Annotated in this window: 21 protein-coding genes; 10 read left to right on the top strand and 11 right to left on the bottom strand. The window is 42.8% G+C overall.

What is annotated here, in order from left to right; genetic code table 11:
• Positions 1 to 9: 9 nt before the first annotated feature.
• Positions 10 to 714, top strand: coding sequence for a basic secretory protein-like protein (locus LX64_RS05840; protein WP_111596678.1), 705 nt, complete (start codon positions 10 to 12; stop codon positions 712 to 714).
• Positions 715 to 917: 203 nt separating this feature from the next.
• Positions 918 to 1,244 (top strand): cupin domain-containing protein, encoded by a 327-nt coding sequence (locus LX64_RS05835; protein ID WP_111596677.1) that lies wholly within the window; start codon positions 918 to 920, stop codon positions 1,242 to 1,244.
• Between the two features lie 218 nt (positions 1,245 to 1,462).
• Here LX64_RS05835 and LX64_RS05830 read toward each other — a convergent pair whose 3' ends face one another.
• Complete coding sequence (locus LX64_RS05830; RefSeq protein WP_111596676.1) at positions 1,463 to 2,749, bottom strand: amidohydrolase family protein; 1,287 nt, start codon at positions 2,747 to 2,749, stop codon at positions 1,463 to 1,465.
• Positions 2,750 to 2,970: 221 nt separating this feature from the next.
• A complete protein-coding gene (locus tag LX64_RS05825; RefSeq protein WP_111596675.1) occupies positions 2,971 to 4,899 on the bottom strand; it encodes an SPFH domain-containing protein in 1,929 nt (642 codons plus the stop codon).
• Between the two features lie 849 nt (positions 4,900 to 5,748).
• On the opposite strand from LX64_RS05825, the gene LX64_RS05820 reads away from it, so the two are divergent.
• The 4 genes from LX64_RS05820 (at position 5,749) to LX64_RS05805 (ending at position 9,684) form a co-directional block, all read left to right on the top strand.
• Positions 5,749 to 7,044 (top strand): hypothetical protein, encoded by a 1,296-nt coding sequence (locus LX64_RS05820; protein ID WP_148707206.1) that lies wholly within the window; start codon positions 5,749 to 5,751, stop codon positions 7,042 to 7,044.
• A gap of 112 nt (positions 7,045 to 7,156) precedes the next feature.
• A complete protein-coding gene (locus tag LX64_RS05815) occupies positions 7,157 to 7,396 on the top strand; it encodes a DUF3820 family protein (protein ID WP_111597047.1) in 240 nt (79 codons plus the stop codon).
• An 85-nt stretch (positions 7,397 to 7,481) separates the two neighbouring features.
• Complete coding sequence (locus tag LX64_RS05810; protein ID WP_111596673.1) at positions 7,482 to 9,191, top strand: DUF885 family protein; 1,710 nt, start codon at positions 7,482 to 7,484, stop codon at positions 9,189 to 9,191.
• 97 nt (positions 9,192 to 9,288) lie between these two features.
• Entirely contained in the window at positions 9,289 to 9,684 is a 396-nt protein-coding gene (locus tag LX64_RS05805) for a nuclear transport factor 2 family protein (RefSeq protein WP_111596672.1), read from the top strand.
• Here LX64_RS05805 and LX64_RS05800 read toward each other — a convergent pair whose 3' ends face one another.
• From LX64_RS05800 to LX64_RS05780, 5 genes are all read right to left on the bottom strand, one after another.
• Positions 9,685 to 10,431, bottom strand: a complete 747-nt coding sequence (locus LX64_RS05800; protein ID WP_111596671.1) for a succinate dehydrogenase/fumarate reductase iron-sulfur subunit — start codon at positions 10,429 to 10,431, stop codon at positions 9,685 to 9,687.
• Between the two features lie 17 nt (positions 10,432 to 10,448).
• Positions 10,449 to 12,365 (bottom strand): fumarate reductase/succinate dehydrogenase flavoprotein subunit, encoded by a 1,917-nt coding sequence (locus tag LX64_RS05795; RefSeq protein ID WP_111596670.1) that lies wholly within the window; start codon positions 12,363 to 12,365, stop codon positions 10,449 to 10,451.
• A gap of 2 nt (positions 12,366 to 12,367) precedes the next feature.
• Entirely contained in the window at positions 12,368 to 13,030 is a 663-nt protein-coding gene (locus tag LX64_RS05790; RefSeq protein WP_111596669.1) for a succinate dehydrogenase cytochrome b subunit, read from the bottom strand.
• Positions 13,031 to 13,175: 145 nt separating this feature from the next.
• Entirely contained in the window at positions 13,176 to 14,768 is a 1,593-nt protein-coding gene (locus tag LX64_RS05785) for a M28 family metallopeptidase (protein ID WP_111597046.1), read from the bottom strand.
• 129 nt (positions 14,769 to 14,897) lie between these two features.
• Entirely contained in the window at positions 14,898 to 15,467 is a 570-nt protein-coding gene (locus tag LX64_RS05780) for a hypothetical protein (RefSeq protein ID WP_111596668.1), read from the bottom strand.
• Between the two features lie 91 nt (positions 15,468 to 15,558).
• Here LX64_RS05780 and LX64_RS05775 point away from each other — a divergent pair, with 91 nt between their 5' ends.
• On the top strand, positions 15,559 to 15,933 hold the full coding sequence (locus tag LX64_RS05775) for a VOC family protein (protein ID WP_111597045.1): 375 nt from the start codon (positions 15,559 to 15,561) through the stop codon (positions 15,931 to 15,933).
• 247 nt (positions 15,934 to 16,180) lie between these two features.
• Here the strand turns inward: LX64_RS05775 and LX64_RS05770 are convergent, their stop codons facing one another.
• The 3 genes from LX64_RS05770 to LX64_RS05760 form a co-directional block, all read right to left on the bottom strand.
• Entirely contained in the window at positions 16,181 to 18,076 is a 1,896-nt protein-coding gene (locus tag LX64_RS05770; protein WP_158538540.1) for a M1 family metallopeptidase, read from the bottom strand.
• Between the two features lie 91 nt (positions 18,077 to 18,167).
• Entirely contained in the window at positions 18,168 to 18,899 is a 732-nt protein-coding gene (locus tag LX64_RS05765) for a LytR/AlgR family response regulator transcription factor (RefSeq protein ID WP_111596667.1), read from the bottom strand.
• Between the two features lie 2 nt (positions 18,900 to 18,901).
• Positions 18,902 to 19,909, bottom strand: a complete 1,008-nt coding sequence (locus LX64_RS05760; protein ID WP_111596666.1) for a sensor histidine kinase — start codon at positions 19,907 to 19,909, stop codon at positions 18,902 to 18,904.
• A 201-nt stretch (positions 19,910 to 20,110) separates the two neighbouring features.
• Here LX64_RS05760 and LX64_RS05755 point away from each other — a divergent pair, with 201 nt between their 5' ends.
• The 3 genes from LX64_RS05755 to LX64_RS05740 all read left to right on the top strand — a co-directional run bounded on the left by LX64_RS05755 (position 20,111) and on the right by LX64_RS05740 (position 23,349).
• A complete protein-coding gene (locus LX64_RS05755; protein WP_111596665.1) occupies positions 20,111 to 21,028 on the top strand; it encodes an ABC transporter ATP-binding protein in 918 nt (305 codons plus the stop codon).
• On the top strand, positions 21,025 to 21,801 hold the full coding sequence (locus LX64_RS05750; protein ID WP_111596664.1) for an ABC transporter permease: 777 nt from the start codon (positions 21,025 to 21,027) through the stop codon (positions 21,799 to 21,801). The genes LX64_RS05755 and LX64_RS05750 overlap by 4 nt, the downstream gene beginning before the upstream one ends.
• A gap of 717 nt (positions 21,802 to 22,518) precedes the next feature.
• Positions 22,519 to 23,349, top strand: a complete 831-nt coding sequence (locus LX64_RS05740; RefSeq protein ID WP_111596662.1) for an FkbM family methyltransferase — start codon at positions 22,519 to 22,521, stop codon at positions 23,347 to 23,349.
• 259 nt (positions 23,350 to 23,608) lie between these two features.
• On the opposite strand, the gene LX64_RS05735 is transcribed toward LX64_RS05740, so the two are convergent.
• Positions 23,609 to 23,944, bottom strand: a complete 336-nt coding sequence (locus tag LX64_RS05735) for a cupin domain-containing protein (protein WP_111596661.1) — start codon at positions 23,942 to 23,944, stop codon at positions 23,609 to 23,611.
• Positions 23,945 to 23,951: the final 7 nt, after the last annotated feature.

Raw genomic sequence — 23,951 nt, 5'->3', positions numbered from 1 at the left:
CTGTTTTTTATGAAAAAAGTGGTTTTAGCAGCCGGTTTACTATTAGGACTTCACACCATGACGCATGCGCAAAGTGATTGGAAGTACATTAACCCTGCCGATATCGTGAACAGCGATACCATTACAAAAAAAGGTTACACGTTGGTATTCATCAACATGCAGCCCGGCTTTAGTGAAGACATTTCCAAGCAATTGATTAACCGTTACTTCGAAGTATACCCTGCGGAAGCAAAGGTGTACAACAAGAAAACAATGAAGACGGTTACCTTCATCATCGATCCAAAGTATACAGCCGTAGCAGCAGCTAGCGATGGTATAATCCGTTTCAATCCAAAATGGTTTGATCGTTCTCCGAACGACATCGACGTGGTAACCCACGAAGTAATGCACGTAGTACAATCGTACCCAGGTGATGCGGGTCCAGGGTGGTTAACAGAAGGTATTGCCGATTATGTACGTGCTACCATCGGTAAATCGAACGAAGCAGCCAATTGGCGCTTACCTAACTTCGATGCGCAACAACATTACACCAATGCTTACCGTGTAACAGCGCGCTTTTTATTGTGGATTGAAAAGAAAGTGAAGAAAGGAGTAGTTGTGAAAATGGATGCAGCCCTTCGTTCTGCTAAGTATAACGATGGCTTATGGAAAGAGTATACCGGTAAAACGGTAGATGAATTGTGGAGCGCTTACGCAGCCAACCCAACCATTTAAAATAAAACAACCGCAAGTTCTTTTTGACAGCAAATAGGTGAACGGTGGAACGTCCTGTTTGTTAAGTCGAGAGCTTGTAGGGGGCCGGGTTTAATATGCGAAACCGCGGCCCTCTTACTTGCGGGTTGATTAATTTTGCGAAGTACCCGGTATAGCTTATATTCGGTATAACGTTATGATTGTTCAGCTCAACCCGTTACCATATGCAAATTCCAGCCCAAAACGCTTTACAAAAGCTCCGCGAAGAACACAAACTATTTGCACCTTTATTTCAGCACGGTTCCTTATTGGTAGAAGTGTATAAACCCCATGGGCAAGACCATCAAACACCCCATACACGCGACGAGATCTATGTTGTGATTTCCGGCACCGGCAATTTCTATTTACAAGGAAAAATACAAACCTTCCAGCCGGGTGATTTCATATTTGTACCTGCCTTCGCAGAACACCGTTTCCAAGATTTTACAGACGACTTTGCAACTTGGGTATTCTTCTTCGGCCCCGAAGGAGGCGAGAAGGAAGAAGCCTAGAATTACCAAAGCATTATCCAGTAAAGAATAGCGAAGAAAACCGGCAAAAACCGGCATTTTCCGGCATAAACCGGCAGAAAGCGGCATTTTCCGGTCAAAAGCGGTCAAAAGCGGCATAAACCGGCACGGTGTTTTTTTACTTCAGCTTATCACCTTAATTTCATCATGTAATTACGCATATACAGTACTGTGCGTTCTTTGACATGATGGACAACACCTTATTGCAATACGTCGGCTAACTCGCCCGATGCGCTAATATACCTGTTGCGTACAATAACCATTTGCGGGTATACCATAGCAATAATGTTCTGCAACGGGTTATCTTTTACAACCAGGATATCGGCATATTTTCCTTCTTTGATACTACCAATATTGGCATCGTCGTGTAAGGCTTGTGCCGCGTTAATAGTAGCCGCTTTTAGAATATCGGCACTAGGAATGCCTGCTAATTTGAAATAGTATAGTTCGTCGTAATAGCTATTGCCTGGAATAATGAACTCACCATCGCCAGGGCTAATGAGTAATTTTATACCTTCAGCATTCATGGCTTTCAACATCTTCAATGTAGCATCGATTTGTTTTTGCCACTTAGTTTGCATCGCTGTATAATCGGTGGGCGACATGCGCGCTTTCACTTTGGTGTAGCGGTTGGACCAATCCTCTACGATGGCAGGTGGCAATTGTGAAAGCCCGGGTTTCTTTTGCAAGTAGTGCAAGGGCAATACTTGGTAAGTAACAAGATACCAGTACACATCTGGACAGAAAAACACGTTCTTCTCCTCGCATGCTTTCATGAGCGATGTAAACTGTGCCGGGTCTTTGAGGTACACCGCCAGTAATGCATCGATATGTTCTACACTGAGGGGTGATTGGATCGCCGCCTGTTTTAGGCCACCCGGAGGTGCATGACCAACGAGGGGCATGTTAGCTAATTGGGCGTATTTATACACGGAATCGTAATAGCCCGGCGTTTTCCCGCTGAGATACTTGATGTATTGGAAGCCTTGGGATTTATAGCGTTCTATCGCTGTAGGAATATCTTTGAAAAGCACATGGGCAGAATCTTCCCGGAATGCAGGGCTCGCTAAGTACATGGAAGGGCCCATCAAAAATCCCTTCCTTACACTATCTTGAATGGGTAATTGGTCGGCATGCCCCCGCATACTCCGAATACTTGTAATACCCGAAGCAAGCGACATCCGCATGAAATCTTTCATCGGGATATCTTCGCCTTCCGGCCCTGGTAAATGCACATGCATATCGATCATCCCGGGAACAATATATTTCCCTTTCAAATCGAAGATCGTAGTGTTGGCCTGGTCGGCCGAAATGTTGGGCATCACTTTCACAATACGCTCGCCCTCAATTAATACATCTGTTTGTTGTAGGATTTTACCTTGCTCTACATCGACTACATGCCCATTTTTCAATAAGATAGATTTTTGCGCATAGCTATACGGAATGAGCGAAACGCTCATTAGCGCAGTACATAAAAATCGTAGCATAGTGTGACTTTGGTTGAATGGGGGTAAGGTACAAAAATATTAATTAGAATAAAAGAGGGGGGAAGTAACCTTGTCTTTAATTGAAAGATAATTAGCAACAGAAAATTCAAGTAACATATCTACTAAATTAAATGAACGATATTCAAATATCAATAAAAAAAAGGAGCCTAGAATAATCCAGGCTCCTTATAAGCAAAAACTAAAACAAAACAGTTCAACGGTTACACTTCACTCGGTGGTTCAGCTTTGGGCGTGTTCTTCTTGGCTACTTCATCCAATAAACGCAATCCTAATAAGCCACTAATCGGGCCGTTCGAACCATCTCCACCATGGCCGTTGATTAATACTTCCGGCATGATGCGCACTTGCTGTTCACCGATGGCTTCCATTACTTTCAATTGGGTAAAGTTGTCGCCACCCATTGCCTCTACAGCTAAGCGGTACGATTCAGCGCTCGATTTACCAATCGCCATTATCTTTTCTGCTTCCGCGTTACCGGTTAAGGAAATTTTCTCTGCTTCGGCACGTGCTAACAATTCTGTTTTTTCTGCTTCCGCTTTGGCCAATAATCTCACTTTCTCCGCCTCACCTGTTGCAAGTAATTTCAAACGGTCACCTTCCGCGGTCGCTTGTAAACGTACGCTGTTCGCGTCACCGGTAGCTTTCTTTACAGAAGCATCGGCTATTCTTTCAGCAATTAATACACCCTGGTCGGCTTTTACGATGTCTTTTTGCATTTCTGCGATCGCTGTTTCTTTCTCCAAGAGCTGCCTTGTTTCCTGGGCTTTTCTTTGGGTTTCAAAGGTTACTTTTTGTTCCTCCGCGATCTTACGATCGGTGAGCGTTTTCATCAAACTATCCGGAGGAACAATGTCACCGATCAATGTGTCTACGCCATGTACGTTGTACTGCTCGAGCACACGACCAATGTGTAACCTCGCTGCCTCTTGACGTTCTTTACGACTTTTTAAGAAGTCAATAGCGTCTGCATCTTGTGCACTGTTACGGAAATAGTTACCAATTGTAGGTTCTAAAACTTGTGTAACAAGGTTGCTCATGTTGCCGAAGCGAGCGATCACTTTTGGGGCCTCAAACGTAGGGATGTGGATGATTTGCGAGACGTCTAGGTTAAATGTAAAACCGTCTTTTGATCGAACGGTTATTGTCGACAAGTTTTTATCGAGTTGATGCGCCTCGCTTCTAGCTGCTGCCCAGTTAAGGACCAGGTTCGTGGTAGGCACTAGCTCTACCTTCATGATATAGGGATTGATAGGATATTTACCAGGTCCTAATGGTTCTGCCCATACACCTTTTGACGACTTCGCCACGATGTTACCGTGCTTGAATTCCACGCCGCTCAGGTCCACACCATCCTGCCCAACGTATGAAATCACCACACCAACATGACCGATAGAAATCTCCGTCATTCTTACAATTTCCAACTTCGCAAACCATGGGTTAATGAAGTAAGAACCGGCAAGGATCACTTGTTCTTGTAAACCCTTGTAACCACCATTTTCCAAGAAGGCATCCACGTTTTGGAAGTTGTTGTGATTGGGGATGAACTTACCGGCAATCGATCCTTCTTCGATGGCTTTACCCTCTAAAGTGGTCATAATGCCCACCGTGTTTTCCGGGATGTTCAACATATCCGTCATCTCTACCTCGAACAGGAAGGTATTGATACGGTAGGAACCGGGCGTCATGATGGCTGTTTGTCGACCTTTCGCACCACCGCCTTCTAAGAAAGCTTGGGCATCTTGGAACGAGTCGCAGGCCACTTTGCGAGCTAGGATATGACCGGTTTCCAGCTCGGCACCATCTTTCGCCAACACGAGGCCAATTTTACCTGTTGGAATAATGGTGAACGATTGGAACGTGATTTCGTACTGCCAAAACCATTTCCAGAAGTAGATACCCGGCGCAAGAGTTTGCGCTTGGAAACCTGCTTGTCCTTGTGTAGCAATGATGCGGCCTTCCGGCAATTCTTGTTTGCCGAGGAGTACGAATTTCTTCGTGACCAGTCCTATCCTGTCTTCGGGAACGATTACCACGCCGAAGAAAACGCGGAGGATTACTTTGTACAGTAATAGGCATAGTAAGGGCAGCCCAATGAGCAAAGCCCATTTGAGAATGTCATGTTTCTCCATGGAAGATGTTGATTAAGTGTTTAGAATTACAAGTGTTAGGTTAAATAAATAAAAGCCCCTTTAGTTACAGGGTAACTAGTACGAAAACGATAAACAGCAAAATGAAAGTTGTAAACATAGTGATCCTATTTGCGACCATTGTGAATTTGGTTACATCATGTCTTTTTTGGCAGCGGGAAAATACTATTACAGGTAATATTGACCGTGAGCGTTCTTTTGGCTGAAGGTTATTGCATTAACGGTGGTGAGGTATTGTATATGCAATTTTCAGAAAGAGTTTCTAAAAGAGGAAATATGTGATAGTCGTCCATTGTTGATGTCGTATTGACCATGTAAAATTGTTAAAAGTTTTTGATCCTTGCAAATCCTTGAAAATTGTCCAACAAAAACTGCAAATCCTTTTAGAAAATCTAATGGCATGTAGGCCGCTTGGTTATATAAATCGATGTTTTGGAGGTTATTTTTAATTAAATACTATAAAACTTGCCTATAAAAAATATAAAATGTATACTTTTTTTAGGGTGGATTGGCCATGGTAGCCGTTTTGGTGCCTTTTTTTTATGTTGAATTGAATTGAAACCCTTTGCTGTATTGGATTATAGGGTTGTTTTTAACTTGTTAAAATAGTGTGAAAATGCTTTTTTTATTTAGTTGTAAATGAGCGTGGTATTGGGTTTGGTGGCAATTTGGAGGACTCGTATTTTAGGCCCCTAAAAAATACCTAAAATGTGTTAACTCCTTAACGCCAAGTTCCCGTGTTTCTACTGAGAAATTCCCCTTTTGCCTGTTTTACTTTTGTTGCACCTACCGCAAAAAGGTAAAAAATCACCCCCAATTCGCATAAACAACATGAAAAAGTATATTATTTACTGTGCTAGTATGCTCCTCTTGCTCGCTTGTAGTAAAGACCCGGTTAGCAACCCCACTAATCCAGGTAACGGGAACGGTGGTGGAGGTAACCCGCCAACCGATACTGTCGATAATAGCGCCGCTAAAGGTATTGTACGTCCCATCGGCGAATTTGCCGGTTATTCCGTATCACGCACCATCGGGCCACAAGGTGGTAAGCTTACCTTTATGGATAGTCGAATTTCGATCGAATTTCCACCAGAAGCATTATTGGTTCCCCAAGAAATTAAAATAGCCAAAATTACCAATACCAACTTGGCCGGCTTAGGCGCCGCCTTTCGTATTACACCGCAACAAGCATTATACAAACCCGCTACCATTACATTTACCTATACAGATCACGACCTACTCCATACTTTTCCAGAAGCGCTGGGCATTGCGTTCCAAGACGATGAAAGAAAATGGGCAGCCGTAGGCGGTGTAACAATTGACAAACAAAAGAAAACAGTTAGCATTAAAACAAGGCGCTTGGGCGATTGGAGTTTCTTTGAATCCATCTTCCTCGAACCCAATGTATCGTTTGCAGAACTGGGTGAAACACTCCCTATGGCTGTAAAATGCTATTTTGATGTAGATGATAAGGACCTATTGGCTCCTTTAACAACAGCAGGCAAAAACAGCTACATCAGGAGCGGGCAAAACGATATTAGTGCGAAGTTGATTGCCGGCTGGGAATTAGCTGGGCCGGGAGCGATCGTAGGCAACGGCGCACATGGTAATTATACCGCCCCCAATGCTTACAACAACCAGCCCGCTACCGTAGCTGTACGACTGAAACTTAATAACGGAGCTACGGGCTTAGTATTAGCCCAAGTATTCACCGCACAAGAAGGGATTGCTATTAAATTGGATAACGACCAATGGCAACTGATGGGTACAACCACCGGGTTCTCAAAAGATGGTAAACAACAATTTTCTGCCGTGGCAGATGCCAACGGCTATCCAACATCTACACTTACTTGGTTGGGAGAACCAACGGGTGATAAACCTTGGAGCACCACTGTATTCTTTGAATACCAACGTAGCTCGAACTATTTCTTCAAAAGTTTTTACGCAACGGCCGGTGGTTCCGCTGCCCCTAGTATTGGTAACCTAAACGTTCTTCGTAAAACAAAAAACTTCCTCATGGGTACCTTCAAACTCAGCAGGTTCTCTTCGCAATTGATCTTAGAAAGTGGTGTAGAATATGAAGAACATGAGGCTATTGGTGTATTTAAAGTTAGGATAACGATATAATTAGAAGATGCTGCATTTGTTAACCGAAAGGAAAGGGTAGAGCCGGTAGTAGGGATGCTACCGGCTAATTTTTTAGATGGATTGTTCGAAGAATACTGCATATTTGCGGGCAATGAAAGAAAACATGTCATTCGGACCCGATCCCAACACGCTAAAAGAACTCGTGACAACGAAAATGCCCTTCGGCAAGTATAAAGATACCCGCATCTGCGACCTTCCCGAATCGTACCTCCAATGGTTTCAAATGCAAGGTTTCCCGAAAGGCAAAATCGGCATGCTCCTCGAAACCATGTGTGTAATTCGTACCAATGGCCTGCACCAAATACTCCAACCCTTCAAAAACCAACGGTAAATTATCCTCCTGTTTACCAATCTTAACCATAACTTGCAAGAGCGAAACAAGGGTATTACTTTAGGTAGGAAATCAATTCTACCGCATGAAAAAACTAGTAGGACTCTATGCCATCTGCACAGCTGCCTTCCTTTCAACCGAAGCGCAGCAAATTACGGATCATACCATGCCGGGTATTATTCAAACCTTTGAACGCGATATCAACGATTTACAGAAGGTCTATATCTTCAAAGATAGCCCCGAGTACTTCGGTCGTATGAATACCTATTACAACGAGCAATTACAACAATTATCCAAGCTTCCTTATAGTAAATTCGATATCGACGACCAAGTAGATTACATTCTACTCAAACGCCGGATCGATAAATTGCAACTCGATTTGCGCAACGATGAAAAAGCGTACAAAGAGATTGCCAACGTGGTGCCTTTCGCAGATAAAATTATCACTCTCCAAAAAGCGCGTAGGCGTGGGAATACGCCAAATCCCGAAGCCGATGCTACCACCATGAATAGCATCCAGAAAGAGATTCAACAACTCATCAATACTAAAACGCCATTAACACAAGCCCAAGCCGGTAAAGCTGTGCAAGTTATCGAATCGTTACGCTACGGTTTGCAAAACACGTTCGACTTCTACAATGGTTACAACCCGCAATACACTTGGTGGGTAAATAAACCCTACCACGATGCAGATTCGATGCTTAAAAAATATGCTGGCTTCGTGCGTTCACAAGCTGCAACAACACCTGCCGGGTTTAAAGATGACGGCTCAGGTATTAAAGGCACACCGATCGGAAGCGAGGCATTAAAGGATCTATTGCAATACGAAATGATACCTTATTCAGCAGAAGAACTCGTTGCTATTGCCAATAAAGAATTTGCATGGTGCGACGCTGAAATGTTGAAAGCCGCTGCATCCATGGGATTTGGAAAAGATTGGAAGAAAGCTTTAGATAAAGTAAAGGAAAACTATGTAGCACCAGGTTTACAACCCGCTCTCATTAACCGTTTAGCGGAAGAAGCGATTCGGTATGTAGATTCTGCAAAATTAGTCACCATTCCAACCTTAGCCCGCGAAGTATGGCGTATGAGCATGTTAACGGCCGAACAACAGCGCTTTGCACCCTTCTTTTTAGGGGGCGAATCGATTCTCATCGCTTACCCAACAGATGAAATGGACGACAAAACAAAACACATGAGTTTACGCAGTAACAACTACGGTTTTGCTCATGCTACCGTGTTCCATGAATTAATACCAGGGCATAATTTACAAGGTTTCATGAATGCCCGTTACAAAACCTATCGTCAACGTTTTACTACGCCGTTCTCTATTGAAGGTTGGGCCTTGTATTGGGAGATGTTGTTATGGGATAAAGGTTTCCACGCTACACCGGAAGAAAAGGTAGGTGCCTTGTTCTGGAGAATGCACCGTTGTGCCCGCATTATCTTCTCTCTAAACTACCATTTAGGAAAATGGACGCCCCAACAATGCATCGATTTCTTAGTAGATCGTGTTGGTCATGAACGCCACAGTGCCACATCGGAAGTACGTCGTTCTTTTGAAGGCAATTACGGGCCATTATACCAAATTGCCTATATGATGGGTGGTTTGCAATTGCGTGCTTTGTATAATGAAATGGTGGCAAAAGGAAAAGTGCCTGTCCGCGAATTCCACGATACGTATTTGCAACAGAATGCTATTCCGAATGAAATGTTCCGTGCGATTATCATGAAAGAAAAGCTGCCGCGTGATTTTAAAACAAATTGGCGGTTTGCAGATGCTCTCTTACAATAACTTATGAAAGGCAAGGCGAAAGCTTTGCCTTTTTTTGGTGTGTTTTTTGCAAAACCTACCGTGATACATACTTGTTATACACTTAAATTGGACGCAGATGGAACACCCAAATTTAGCCATTATACACAAGTTTTACGAAGCTTACGGCAAGCATGATATGAACGAGATCGCCAAGGTTTTTACAAGCGATGCGCAATGGTTTTTCCCGGGTAACCATCCATTCGCCGGTATTCATAAAGGAGTAGAGGGTATTGTGAAGTTTTTCGATGCCATGAGTTTACTCAATATGGAAGGAGAGCCGTTGGTAATGGGAATTAACGATAAATACCTAGTAGAAGCACAACATACCTGGCGTACCGAATCGGGTATTACCGACTTCGATGGGTTTTGGTGCGTGGTATGGGCTTTTGAAGATGGGAAAATCAAATGGGGCCGACACTTTTCGCCCGACGAGCGGTATGTCGATTCGTTCTTCAATAAAATCACCCCTTAATTATTTCTTTAGCACAAGTGCTTTGTTGAATTCATAATTCATACGTGCAATGTGTAATACGGAAATTTGTTGTGGGCATTCTGCTTCGCAAGCTTCCGTATTGCTACAATGCCCGAAGCCTTGTTCGTCCATGGTGTTCACCATGTTCAGCACGCGTTTTTGTGATTCGTATTTCCCTTGTGGTAAAAGTGCTAGGTGGGTAATTTTTGCGGCTGTAAATAAAGCAGCACTGGAATTCTTACACACCGCTACACAAGCCCCGCAACCAATACAAGCAGCAGCATCAAATGCTTCTTCTGCTGTTTCAAAGGGGATAGGAATATCATTCGCTTCAGGTGCTTGCCCCGTTCTTTCCGTAATAAACCCACCCGATTGGATGATTTTATCAAAAGCACTACGATCTACTTTTAAATCGCGTTTAATAGGGAATGAACTGGCGCGGAAAGGTTCGATGTAAATTGTGTCGCCATTTTTAAAACTGCGCATATGTAATTGGCAGGTAGTCGTATTCTTTAAAGGACCATGAGCTCTACCATTAATCATTACGCCACATTGTCCGCAAATCCCTTCTCTACAATCGTGATCAAATTCTACGGGCATTTCACCTTTACGGGTAAGCATATCATTCAACGTGTCTAACATGTCTAAAAACGACATTTCTTCGCTGATATTATCTAAGGAATAATCTACTAGTTTACCTGCATCGCTTGGGCCTGCTTGTCGCCATATTTTGAGGAATACTTGCATATCAATAATTGTTTAACTTATTTATAGTTGCGTACAGTAGGTTGCACAAATTCGAAGTGTAGGTTTTCTTTGTTGAGGATAGGCGGCAACCCAGGGCCGTCGTATTGCCAAGCGGAAACGTATGCATAATGTGCATCATCGCGCATGGCCTCTCCATCGGGTGTTTGATATTCTTCGCGGAAGTGTGCTCCGCAGGATTCGTTTCTATTCAGTGCATCGATACACATCAGTTCGCCAATTTCTAGGTAATCGGCTACGCGGAGTGCTTTTTCTAGTTCGCTATTGATTTCGTTGCCTGTGCCGGGTATGGTTAAATCGATATAGAATGATGCACGTAAATCGCGTATCTCGGCAATGGCTTGTTGTAAGCCTTCGGCAGAGCGGGAGAGGCCACATTTATCGTATAAGATTCTTCCCAGTTGTTTATGGAAATGATCGGCCGGTTGGGTACCCTTAATAGCCAATAGCGTGTCTATTTGTTGACGTACATTCTTCTCAGCAATAGCAAATGCTTCGTCGTTTATATCCACCTTCGCTGCACGTATTTCCCCCGCTAAGTAATTCGGTACTGTAATGGGTGCTACAAAATAACCATCTACGCACGCTTGTAATAATGAGTTCGCTCCTAAACGGTTCGCGCCATGATCGGCAAAATTCGCTTCTCCCAATGCAAATAACCCGGGAATCGTTGTCATCAATTCATAGTCTACCCACAAGCCACCCATAGAAAAATGTGCTGCCGGTGAAATACGCATGGGTTCTTTATAAGCATTAATGCCCGTAATCTTTTCATACATGCGGAATAGGTTGCCATATTTCGCTGTTATCTTTTTCTCGCCTTGCTCGGCTAAAGCTTTGCTAAAATCTAAGTATACAGCGTTGTGCGTTGGCCCCACACCATAGCCAGCATCTATACGTTCTTTCGCAGCACGACTGGCAATATCCCTAGGCGCCAAGTTCCCAAACGCGGGATACTTTCTTTCTAAATAATAATCCCTTTCCCCTTCAGGAATACTATTCGCCGTACGGTTGTCATTCGCCGCTTTAGGTACCCAAATCCTACCGTCATTCCGTAACGATTCCGACATTAACGTCAATTTCGACTGGTTCTCGCCCGATTGTGGCAAGGAAGTAGGATGAATTTGTGTCCAACTTGGATTACCCATATAAGCGCCTTTCTTATAAGCACGCCAAATGGCACTTCCATTGCAAGCCATGGCCAGGGTAGAGAGGTAGTATATTTTTCCGAAACCACCGGTCGCTAAAATCACCGCGTGTGCGCCATGCCGTTCAATTTCGCCTGTATCCATATTGCGTACAATCACGCCTTTTGCTTTCCCATCAATTAATACCACATCTAGCATCTCGTGGCGCGTAAACATCTGTACTTGCTCGGCCGCCACTTGCCGCATGAGTGCTTGGTAAGCGCCCAATAGTAATTGTTGCCCCGTTTGCCCACGTGCATAAAACGTACGCGATACTTGCACGCCACCGAAAGAACGGTTCGCTAAATAACCACCATATTCACGGGCAAAAGGCACACCTTGCGCCACGGCTTGGTCAATTAGGTTTGCAGAACATTCTGCTAAGCGGTATACATTGGCTTCTCGTGCTCTAAAATCACCGCCTTTCAGCGTGTCGTAGAACATGCGGAAGATATTATCGCCGTCGTTATGGTAATTCTTACAGGCATTTACGCCACCTTGTGCTGCTACGGAGTGTGCGCGGCGAGGGGTATCGTGAAAACAGAAACATTTGATATGATACCCTTGCTCGGCCAAGGAGGCAGCTGCCGAACTACCGGCTAATCCTGCACCAATCACAATGATGTCTAACTTTCTGCGGTTGGCAGGGTTTACTAGCTTGGCAGTGGCTTTGTAATGCGACCATTTTTTGTCGAGCTCGCCTTGCGGGATTTTTGGATCAAGCGCCATGGTTAATGATTTACAAAGTATACGTAAATAGGAATAAGGGTAAAACCCAACGTGATACAACCCGTGTACAGCCAGCCGAACTGCTTTAACCAGCGTACATACTTCGGATGGTATACCCCCAATGTACGCGTAGCACTATAAAAGCCATGCAACAAATGGAAGCCCAATGCCCACATACACAACACGTACAAACACACATACCATCCTTCTTGAAAAGAGCTTACCACCAAGGTGTATAAATCTTTATCGCCGTTACTATCCAAAGGCAAATGCCCAAACTTGTACACATACCAATAATCGCGGAAATGGATAACGAGAAAAATTAAAATAATAGTTCCCAATACGCCCATATTCCTACTATACCATTTACTCACCTGCCCACGGTTATCTTTCGCATAGCCTTTGTCATTCGCAGCCCGGTTCTGCAGCGTAATGATCAAGGCATATACAACATGTAGGATAATACTTGCGTATAAAACGTAGGAGATGATTTTGATAAGTATGTTACCCGATAATAAATGGGAATACGCGTTGAATTGTAGTTGTGCTCGTTCTGCCGGGAGCAATAATTGTAAGTTCCCCAGCAGGTGTATAACGAGGAAAAAGCAAAGAAATAAACCTGTAAAAGCCATCCAGAGTTTATGTACAAGGGTGTTTGCATGCATAGCGTTGAGTTTCGTATAGTCGCTTCCGTGATGTAATTGGCAATATCACAACTATATTAACAGCTTGATTACGCTTTTGTTGCAAACAAAAACAGCCGACTTTACAAAGTAGAGTCGGCTGTTTTAATATAGCTATAAAAAGAGATTACGGTCTTCTATCGGCTTGTGCAGCTGGTAAAGCTTTACGTGGCAATTTCTCGTCTCTTTGCGCAGTGTTGTATACCATAGCAGCAACAATCGTAGCTGCTTGTTTCAGATCGTCGGCACTTAGGTGATCGTAGCTGTCAACGTTGGTATGGTGTGTACGCGTGTTGTATTCCATACCATCTTGGATAAACTGGAAGCCCGGTAAACCTACGGCATCAAAGCTTTGGTGATCGGTACCACCTGTATTGCGGATAGTTACAGTGGCTGCACCTAAATCGGCAAACGGCGCTAACCACGATTTGAAGATAGGAGCACATGCTTCGTTCTGTTGCAAATAAATACCACGAATTTTGCCGGTACCATTATCAAGGTTGTAATAAGCCGAGAATTTCTCGTGGGCAGGTAACAACTTCATATCAGCACGATCTGCAAAGGTTTTCTTTACATAAGCACGAGAACCCAATAAGCCTTGTTCTTCACCGCTCCATAATGCAATACGGATAGTTCTACGAGGTTGTGCACCTACAGCTTTTAAAATTCTTACCGCTTCCATCATAACTGCACAACCTGCCGCGTTATCTGTAGCACCGGTAGAGCTGTGCCATGAATCGAGGTGACCACCCAACATCACTACTTCATCGGCTAACTTAGGGTCTGTTCCTTTAATTTCAGCGATAACGTTATAACCTTGTAAGTCTTTTGTTTGGAAAATGGATTGCATATCAACATCCAATTTCACAGGTACTTTCGCCGCTGCTAAACGAACAATTGGCAAATAGTCTTCAATACCAATCACTACATCCAGCATATTTTCAGGATCATCTTTCTTGTAAGAACCGGCGCCTTGTACAAACAAAGTACCGTCGTGCGCACGGGTTGTAGTGCTTAAGAACCCAACGGCTCCCTCGCTTTTCGCCATGGCTTTTAAGTTGCGTAAGGCTGCAGGATGCATTGAGATGAATAATTCACCCGGTGCAGGTTTAGGGAATGAACCTTGTGCTACACGCGGCCCACCTGTTTGTGCAGGAGGCATGGTGGCTTCAGCCATTTTTTGCAAGTCTTCATCGGCATAACGGGTGGCATCTGGTTTAAAGCTTTGCTTGTAAGAACCTGTTGCATCAATTAAGATCAACTTGCCTTTCAGTTTACCTTTGTAAGCGGCTAGCAATGTATCGCCTTCTGCAGCACTCACTACCACCACTTCTACCGATTGTGTTCCTTTTGTGCTGGCAGTCCAGCTTTTAGGATAAGCAATAATAGGTTTGTAGTAAGGTGCAGTTAACGCGAGGTATGATTTTTTCAATTCCCAACCTTTACCAAATTCGCCCCAAGGGTCTACTTGCGTATTGGTTAAACCCCAATCGCCCAATTGTTTTTTAGCGTAATTGGCAGCTTTCATGTAGCCGGCTGTGGCGGTTAAGCGAGGGCCGTTTACATCGGTTAACTGGAACGCGATATCCATTACTTTCGAGCGTTGTAAGCCTTCTTCACGGATTTTAGCGATCATTTGTTCGTCGAATTTCTCTTGTGCCTGGGATATTGTTGGCAATAGAAATAATCCCAGCGCGAGCAGGTGATGAGATGTTTTCATTTGATAAATAGATTTTGGCTGGAACGAATGTAAGTAAACGCCTTTTGTAAGTACAATATCTTTTATGAGCGGGCACAAAAAAAGGATGAATAAGAAAATTCATCCTTGTATAGCTATATTGTTGTGTTGTTATGAGCGTTTTTTAGGCGGCAAGGTTGTAATGTTTAAGTACAACTGCTGCGGGTCGCGGATGATTTCGGGTGAATAAATTTCCTTCGTCACCTGTACATTGTTAATCACCGATGCATCTGCTATAAAGCGTTCTGAAGACTCCACTAAACGGTTATTCACGCACAAAGGCAAGGAATGATATTTCCTTGGAATTTTATAACGGAACAACAAATCGTCGAACGTTAAAAACTGCGTGGTGCTTGGCATGGTAATCAATATGACACCGTTTACAGCCCGGCTACCATAAAGGGCCGACAGTGCATCGCTACTTTTCTTCACCTCCATGCTTAATATCTTCGCGGTATCAATCAATGAAAACGATTTCACATCCAGTTCGAAACTAGAGTCAATTTTATTCGTTTGTGGATTGACTAATTGAACGATATACAGGGGCCCAGAAAAGACGCGTTGCTCCAAAAGAATTCGGCAAGGTAATTGAACACGGTTGTTTTCTTGAAGTTCCGGCTGCGCAAATGCCCACGAAGTATTTGCTGCCAGTAGCAGTAACAGTAGTAGGTACCTTTTCATAACGTTAAAAGTGTGACAGATTACCGGTAAATTACAAATATTATCGTATTCTAAACGAAAATTTCACGCAAAAAAGTATAAAATCATGACGATGCAACAACCTTTTCTCGGCCTTAGAACCACTATTTACAAAGTAACCGACATGCAAGCCGCTAAAGATTGGTACAGCCGCGTATTCGATACCATCCCATATTTCGATGAACCCTTCTATATTGGCTTCAACATCGGGGGCTACGAGTTGGGCTTACAGCCTGTAAATGAAGTAAATGTGCTGGCAGATAATGTAGTTACCTATTGGGGCGTTGAAGATGCCGTAGGTACGTATGAAAGATTGATTTCATTGGGTGCCGAACCGCACGAAACACCGCAAAATGTTGGAGGCGAGATTGTTGTAGCCAGTGTGCGTGATCCTTGGAATAATGTGTTGGGGGTGATTTATAACCCGGAATTCAAAGTGGAGCCTTAAAAAGAAAAATTTCCCGGCGTAGAACCGCTTACTGTAAAGTAAATAGTTAATACATCCTCAACCAAAATCTATTCGTTCGAAGCAATGTACTGTTTACCTGGTTGGTTTAACTGGAATTTATAACACCTTAAGATGTGACCAGTAATAATCTACTTGTAAAAATCAGCTACATTGTTAAGATCCAATATCGCCGGGAAATGCAAAAGTATAGTGTTTTACCGTAGGAAACGGGAAAAACTTGCCGAAATTATCTTGAACCTTTCAATTTTACCATTTTGTAGGTATTATCGGCCGGGTTTACGTCCGATACATGCACATTACCCACTACCATCTCGTTCACTTCCTTCGTAGTTGTGAAGGTGAATACGGTCGATTTCTCGCCTTTTTCCCAACAAGCGATGGTTTTGTGCATTTTCTGACTTGTGCCATCGGCAAAGTTAATATGTAAGGTTACCGGCACAGGCTTCGTTCCTTTCGAAGCAACCGTTACCGTGTATTGGTTATTATTCTTTTTCACGTTACTGATGGCTAAATCGGGGAACCCGTCTTCATAGAACCATTTCTTCCAGAACCAGTTAAGGTTCATACCACTGCCTTCATTCATGCTATAAAAGAAATCTGTTGGTGTAGGGTGTTTGCCGTTCCACGATTTGATGTAGTGATGTAAAGCCTTATTGAATTTTTCGGCACCCAGTAAATCTCTTACGTAATAGTAACCCATTGCAGGCTTTGCATAGGCATTCAAGAAATAACTGGAAGCGTTTTGCTTCACGGTTAAGTTAATGATGGGTAAATCAATTTCATTACCCGCAGCGCCACTATAAGGGGCAATACCGTAATCGTCGATAATGGTAGTATCAATCAAGGGTGAGATAATCCATTCTCCAACAGAAGCCCAACCTTCATCCATCCAGGCATACTTGGTTTCGTTAATGCCCATATAGAAAGGGAACATCGTATGGAAAATTTCGTGCACTGTTAACTCTATGCCTTCTTGTTTGCTGGAAGTAGGGTTGTCATTCACCATCATCGGGTATTCCATTTGATCAAGCCCGTCGAACACGGTTTCGTGCGCATACGGGTAAGGCCATGCTGGGAATTTATAGCTCATGTTGTACACGGTGGCGCGTGCAAAATCAATTACTTCGAAATAATCTTTGTGTGCTTTGTTAAATACGGCATCTACACGGGTACGACGTTTCGTAGTAGGATCTACTTCTACACTCGAACTATGCCACATATAATGATTACTTACAGCAAAGGCAAAATCGGGAACGTTTTTCGCGTTGAAATGGAAGGTGTTGCTGGCATTGGGTTGTACCACGTTACCGGCAGCCACATCTGTACTGTCAATTACGGTAATAATATCGTCGGATATCTCCGCTTTTGCTAGTCTTTCTGCTACCGCGGGTTGAAATACTTCTTTGGCATTCAATAAATCACCTGTTGCCCATACCGCGTAACTGGCAGGTACGGTTACTTTCACATCGAAGTTGGAATTGTCGTTGTAAAACTCGTCTTGCCCTACATAAGTATTTCTATCCCAACCATCAATATCATCATACACGGCTATTCTTGGGAAGGAATAAGCGATAAAGAAAGCGCCGGAGTCTACTTGCCCCGTACGGTTATGGGAGCCTTTATTGAGTTCGTAATTATAATCGATTTCCAATTGTACGCTTTCACCGCTGCGCAGCATGGGAATAGCGATATTCGTTACAGTACCGCGTGGCGTAGTAGGTTTGGAAAATACTGCTTTACCATTGGCTATTACACGCGTTAATTTCACCCCATCGTTTTGATCGGCAGGGGATATGAAACGATCGTGCGGGGCACCTTTTTGATAAATGTTGGGATATAATTTTAATACCAAAGTTCGTAAAGAGTCTTTGCTATTATTGTGGTAGATGATTTTTTGGGTTCCTTTCACTACGCGTGTAGCAGGATCAAAAGAAATCTCCATTTGATAATCAGCACTATTCACCCAGTATTGTGGGCCGGGTTGACCGGTTAGCGTACGTGTACCATTTTTAACGGCGTTGCTTATATTGCGAGGCAAAGGAAGATATTGCTGCGCCGATGCTTCGTTGAAAACGAGCAAAACGGCCATGATACTGTAGATGTGTAGAAACTTTTTCATCATAGATAAGAAAATAGAATTTAAATCTACAGTATTTCAAGCATTTTAGTCCCTGTAAAAACGACCAATGGTCGCAAAATACTGCTAACGGGCATTACGATCCGCTACCAATTAACTGGAAAAAGGCATCGCGGTAAGTATCGCCGATGGGAATAACAGCATGACCAATAAAAATCCTATTCCGCTCAATCGCATCAATACGATCGATGCTTACAATGAATGATTTATGTACACGAATGAACTTCCTGTTGGGCAATAATTCCTCCATACGTTTCATGTTTTGCAAAGTGAGGAAGTGGCCATTCGTGGTGTTGATGGAAATATATTCCTTCTTCCCTTCAATAAACATGATCTCCGGTACGGCGATCTTCACAATTTTATAGTCGGTTTTCACAAATAATACATCTACTTCCTCCGGCATAATAGGTGTAGGTTCCACCTTTACCGGTGCCGGCGTTACTGCCCCTTGGTTACGCTGCATCGCTTTGTTTACCGCTTTTAGAAAGCGATCGAACGAAATGGGTTTCATCAAGTAATCCGTAACGTTTAAATCGTATCCCTGTAGCGCGTAATCGGCGTATGCCGTTGTTAAAATTACTTGTACCTGTGGTGGCAACATTTGTAAAAATTGAATACCTGTTAATTCAGGCATTTGAATATCTAGTAATACCAAGTCGCAGGGCGTATGATTTACAAAGGCTAATGCTTCCAAGGGATTGGAGAATGTTTTTTCTAAGTGAAGAAAAGGTGTTTTGCCTACGTATTCGCTGAGCAACTGTATAGGTAAGGGTTCATCATCTACAATTATGCAACGTAATGGGTTCATGCTTAACTCAGGTTTATTTGTAGTTGTGTATGATAATAGTTGTCGTCTTGGGTGATGGTTAATGTATGCTTATTGGGATATAATAAATCCAACCTACGCTGCACATTTGCTAATCCAATGCCACCTACCGCGTCTTTATAACCATGGTGTATTTTGTTTGTCGTAGAGAAGTGCAATTGATGATCTTGTACTTGTAAATCAATCACCATCGGGTTGGCAGGATCGTTCACTACACCATGCTTAAACGCATTTTCTACGAAAGAAATCAGCAATAAAGGAGCAATACGATGCTTGTATAAATCGCCACTTTGCCTGAATTGCAATTGCATATCACCATTTACACGTAGTGATTGTAAATGTATTAACTGCTCGATAAAATGGAGTTCTTGGTGCAATACCACCCGTTCTTCATTAGAATCGTGCAGCATGTAACGCATTAACTCCGACAAGTGCATAATAGCATCCGGGGTTTTATCGCTTTTTTGATAGGCAAGCGTATAGATGTTGTTCAACGTATTGAAGAGGAAATGTGGATTGATTTGGGTTTTTAAGAAGGATAATTCCGCTTTTAGTTGTGCATTCACCAATTGCTCTTTCACCTTTTCATTCTTAAACCAATCTGCTACAAACACATACGCCGTAGATAAACCCACGAAAAACCCGGTCGTGAATACACTCTGGAATATCTCCCTTCCATACGTTAGGCTGCCTTTAAAGGAGGGCGTGAAAGGTACCATCACTTGTGCCACCATGTACCGGATTGTGCCATAAAAAGGAATCAATAACAACCAACATATAACGAGTATCCAAAATTTGCGGCGCTTCATATACCGTGGCACGATATACAATAGGTTCAGGTAAAAGACGGAGATATTAATTACCCCAAATACAAGGTAATATAAAGCATACTCGCCCCGCGCATTACCCTGGAAGTTCAAGGCAATAGGCGTACATAACATAGCCAACCAAAATAAGGTATGCACGAGTATCGTAATCCGCTGTTTCTTCATATGACCAAAAATAACAACTCGCCACAATTACACGACCTTTTTACTATAAACGGTGCCTATTACTACACCAACTCCCCGTTTTGCCCTATCAACCGTTAAAGGTCGTTTTAACCCGGTTGGTTGAATGGTGGATGGCTTTGGTTGAATATTCAAAAAGAAGGAGAGAAGACCAGCCATCTTTGCCTTACAAAAGCACAACACATGGATCAACCAGTTATTCAAACCCTACAGCTCGACCACCAATTTGGTAAGCACAAAGTGCTGCAACAAGTGTCGCTCAATATGCCGAAAGGCAGCATTTACGGTTTCCTTGGCCCTAATGGCGCCGGTAAAACCACTACTATCCGCTTATTACTGGGGCTATTGAAACCCACGCAAGGCGAAGTATTACTGTTCAACGAATCCCTTTCTACGCACCGCATCCCCATGCTGCAAAAGATTGGTTCGCTCATCGAAATGCCCTCGCTATACCTGCACCTTACAGGCCGCGAGAACTTACGCAATGCATGCATCTTACGCAATATTCCTTATGCTAAGATCGATGAGGTGTTAGCCCTCGTTAGATTAACCAAAGATGCCAACCGCAAGGTAAAAGAGTATTCCCTCGGCATGAAACAACGCCTTGGGCTAGCCATCGCCTTATTGCCCGACCCTTCGTTATTAATCCTCGACGAACCTACCAATGGCCTCGACCCCAACGGGATTATCGAAATGCGGGAGCTATTGAAACAATTAAACCGCGAAAGGGGAATCTCGATATTTATTTCCAGTCACTTACTATCTGAAATGGAAAAAGTAGCTACGCATATTGGGATTATTCACCATGGCAGAATGATGTTCCAAGGCACTTTGCAAGAACTACAATCGTTGAAAGTAAATGGTGCTTACCTACAAGTTGACTGTAGCGATCAAGAACGCGCCGTACAAATATTTACACGCGAATCGGGCCTTGTTATGTTGAACGGAAGCGGCTTTAAGTTGCCTTACCAATCGAAAGAACACGTAGCCCAACTTATTCAAACACTTGTACGTGAAAAAATCGACGTATACCAAGTACAAGTAAACGGCAACGATTTAGAAAACCTATTCCTCTACCTAACAGAAAAACAAGCATCATGAGCACCGCCATTCAATATTTACAAAGAAACATACGTTCCGAAATCCTAAAAAGTCGCAGAAGTGCTACTTCATGGTTAACCATTATTGGCGCGCTATTCGTACCTATCGTTTATTGCATCGTGTACCTATCGTACCCCGAAAAAATGGTGCCCGGCCCCGGTGCTAACCCATGGGAGCGCTTGTTGGCAGAAGAATGGATGTTTGTGTCGTTTTTACTATTGCCTTTTTATATCATCTTGGTAGGTACCTTACTAGGACAAACGGAACACAAGGCCAATGCCTGGAAACAATTGCTAGCCGAACCGGTACCACGTTATAGTATCTACTTTGGCAAACTGGGTATTGTGCTCCTCACTGTGGCAATTTGCTACATCTTGTTTGTGGGAAGTTCGATCGTAGTAGGTTATTTTGTTGGTTGGGTACATCCCCAATTAGGATTCTGGAAGTACACACCACCAGTAGGAGATGTAGCTGTTTTAGTAACACGCTTATACTTGGTAGCCTTGCCTATTATGGCCCTACATACATGGTTAGGTATTCGCTTTAAAAACTTTGTATTACCCGCGGGTATTGGCTTAGTAATGATTATAGCCTCGCTGATTATGATTCGCGGATGGGAGTATCAATATGTGTTTCCATATACCTATCCTACGCTTACACTGAATGCAAAATCGACCGGTAGTTTGTATAAACATGAGTATTGGGCCATTGGATATTTCTTGTTGTTCTCGCTGTTGGGCTATGTAGATTTCTTACGGAAGAAAGATGCTTAAACACTTTAATAACCTTCATCATAAGCTGCTAAGTGTGACATTTAGCAGCTTTTTTAGTCGTTTTAGCTAGGTAATATATATAGTGATTTTTTCTTTCCTGTTTTTTTATTCTAATTTGTTTTCTCCCTCAGACCCAATACTAGAAAGGGTTTCAATAATAATCGAGCACCCCGTTTTGCTATTATTTTAAAAAGTTGGCATGTTTTTCGCAAAATAGTAAGCACTTATGTGATTGAACTGTAGTTGTTTAAACAACATAAGACATCTTTAACCTAACGAAATGTAACATGTATATCGATCGACAAAAAGACATAGAATTCTAACAAAGTAATTACCAGGAAACATGCAACCAGCAACCGTTTACAAGGATTGTAAACGTTGAAGTTATATTGCCGTGCACTATAACACTGGGACTATTCAACTTTAAAAAACAAATCAAACATGAGAAACAACATCACAAGCCTGTTAGGCACAAAGAGCTTCCAAAAACGTGAAACATCATTCGCGTAGCCGGCCTTCATCCTGATAGATTTGTTCGTTTGACCTTCAAAAAAGTACCGGAACCAACCGGTTTTCCCATAAAAAAAGTCTGAATACACCATATTTTACCGGGGTTGCAACATTGCAACCCCTTTTACTTTCTTGCCATGCCAGGGCCATTTTCTCGCATTTACTTTATATCTTGTACCCGTTTTTAAAAATACACTTCCCGGAAATATGTCGATTAAAGATAATATTGTAGTCAACCTTGCGAAAGGTGTTATCAAGAAGTTTGTGCCTGTGCAAAGGAAGCCTAACAGTCTTGGTTTTTGGCAAATAAAACGATTAAAGCACTTGCCTAACCATGTATTACATTCCATCCCTGTTTACAATGCTAACTTTTACTTTGAGAAACCTTACGAATTCATACATTCTTACGATGAATTGATTGTAGATGAATTATATCGTTTCAATGCTGCCACCGATAGTCCTTTAATTATCGATTGTGGTGCGAATATTGGGCTAAGTGTATTGTATTTTAAACACCTATACCCCCAGTCACGCATCATCGCGTTTGAACCGGATAAAGTGAATAATAGGCTGTTAACCAAGAATATCGACAGCTTTGGTTTACAGAACGTAAGCCTGGAAGAGAAAGCCATTTGGATTCATAATAATACCATCACCTTCGCTGCCAGCGGTTCCCAAGGTAGTAAAATCGACGAAGTAGGTGGCCATAACGGTTCCATTACCGTTCAATGCCAACGCTTAGCAGATTTATTACAACAAAAAGTCGATTTCTTGAAAATCGATATCGAAGGTGCCGAATATGAAGTGATAAAAGATTGTAAGCATTTACTGCCGAATGTCGACCACCTTTTCGTAGAATACCATGGCGATATCAACGAAGCCTATAAACTCACCGAAATGCTCGTTATTTTCCAAGAAGCGGGCTTCGATTATTACCTCCAAGAAGCAGCCGACAATGTGCAACATCCACTTGTACGGGGTAAACAAACAACCACTTTCGACCAACAATTGAACATATTTGCTTATAAAAAGCAATAAGTATTGATTTACAATATATTAAAAGGCGGCCTCTAGCTTGTAGAGGCCGCCTTTTATATGTCAAATATATCCTTACCCTATCCTTAGCCTATCCCCAGCCTATCTCTAGCCTATCCTTACCCTATCTAAACCATGTAAAAGCCTATCTCGAGCCTATCTAAAGCCTATCTAAAGCCTATCCTCACCCGCCACCAGCTTGAGTTTAGCTAAATGTGGTGTGTTAAGTGATTGATTTACTGTTGATAGTGAAGGATTGGGGTTATAGGAATTCTTCTCTAACCGGGTTAAAAGCATCGATTAATTCGCCTGCTTCTAGGCATACGCAACCATGCCAGAGGTTGGAAGGAACGAAATAGCCGTCGCCGGCACGCAGAATTTGTGTTTTACCGTCGATCGTTACCTCGAACACGCCGCTGGCTACATACGAACTTTGAATGTGTGGATGTTGATGTAAAACGCCGATGGCGCCTTTCTCGAATTTCACTTTTACGAGCATGAGGTTATTGTCGTAACCCATTATTTGCCTTTGCAGGCCGTTCCCAAGGTCAACCCACGGCATTGTAGCCGCAGATTGGAAAAAAATATTCTCTTGCATGGCTTAA

Origin of the sequence: Chitinophaga skermanii (genome assembly GCF_003259335.1) — a bacterium.
In the GTDB taxonomy this organism is placed as follows: Bacteria; Bacteroidota; Bacteroidia; order Chitinophagales; family Chitinophagaceae; genus Chitinophaga; species Chitinophaga skermanii.
The sequence above is the reverse complement of the archived record's forward strand: the minus strand, read 5'-3'. Positions and strand labels throughout refer to the sequence as shown.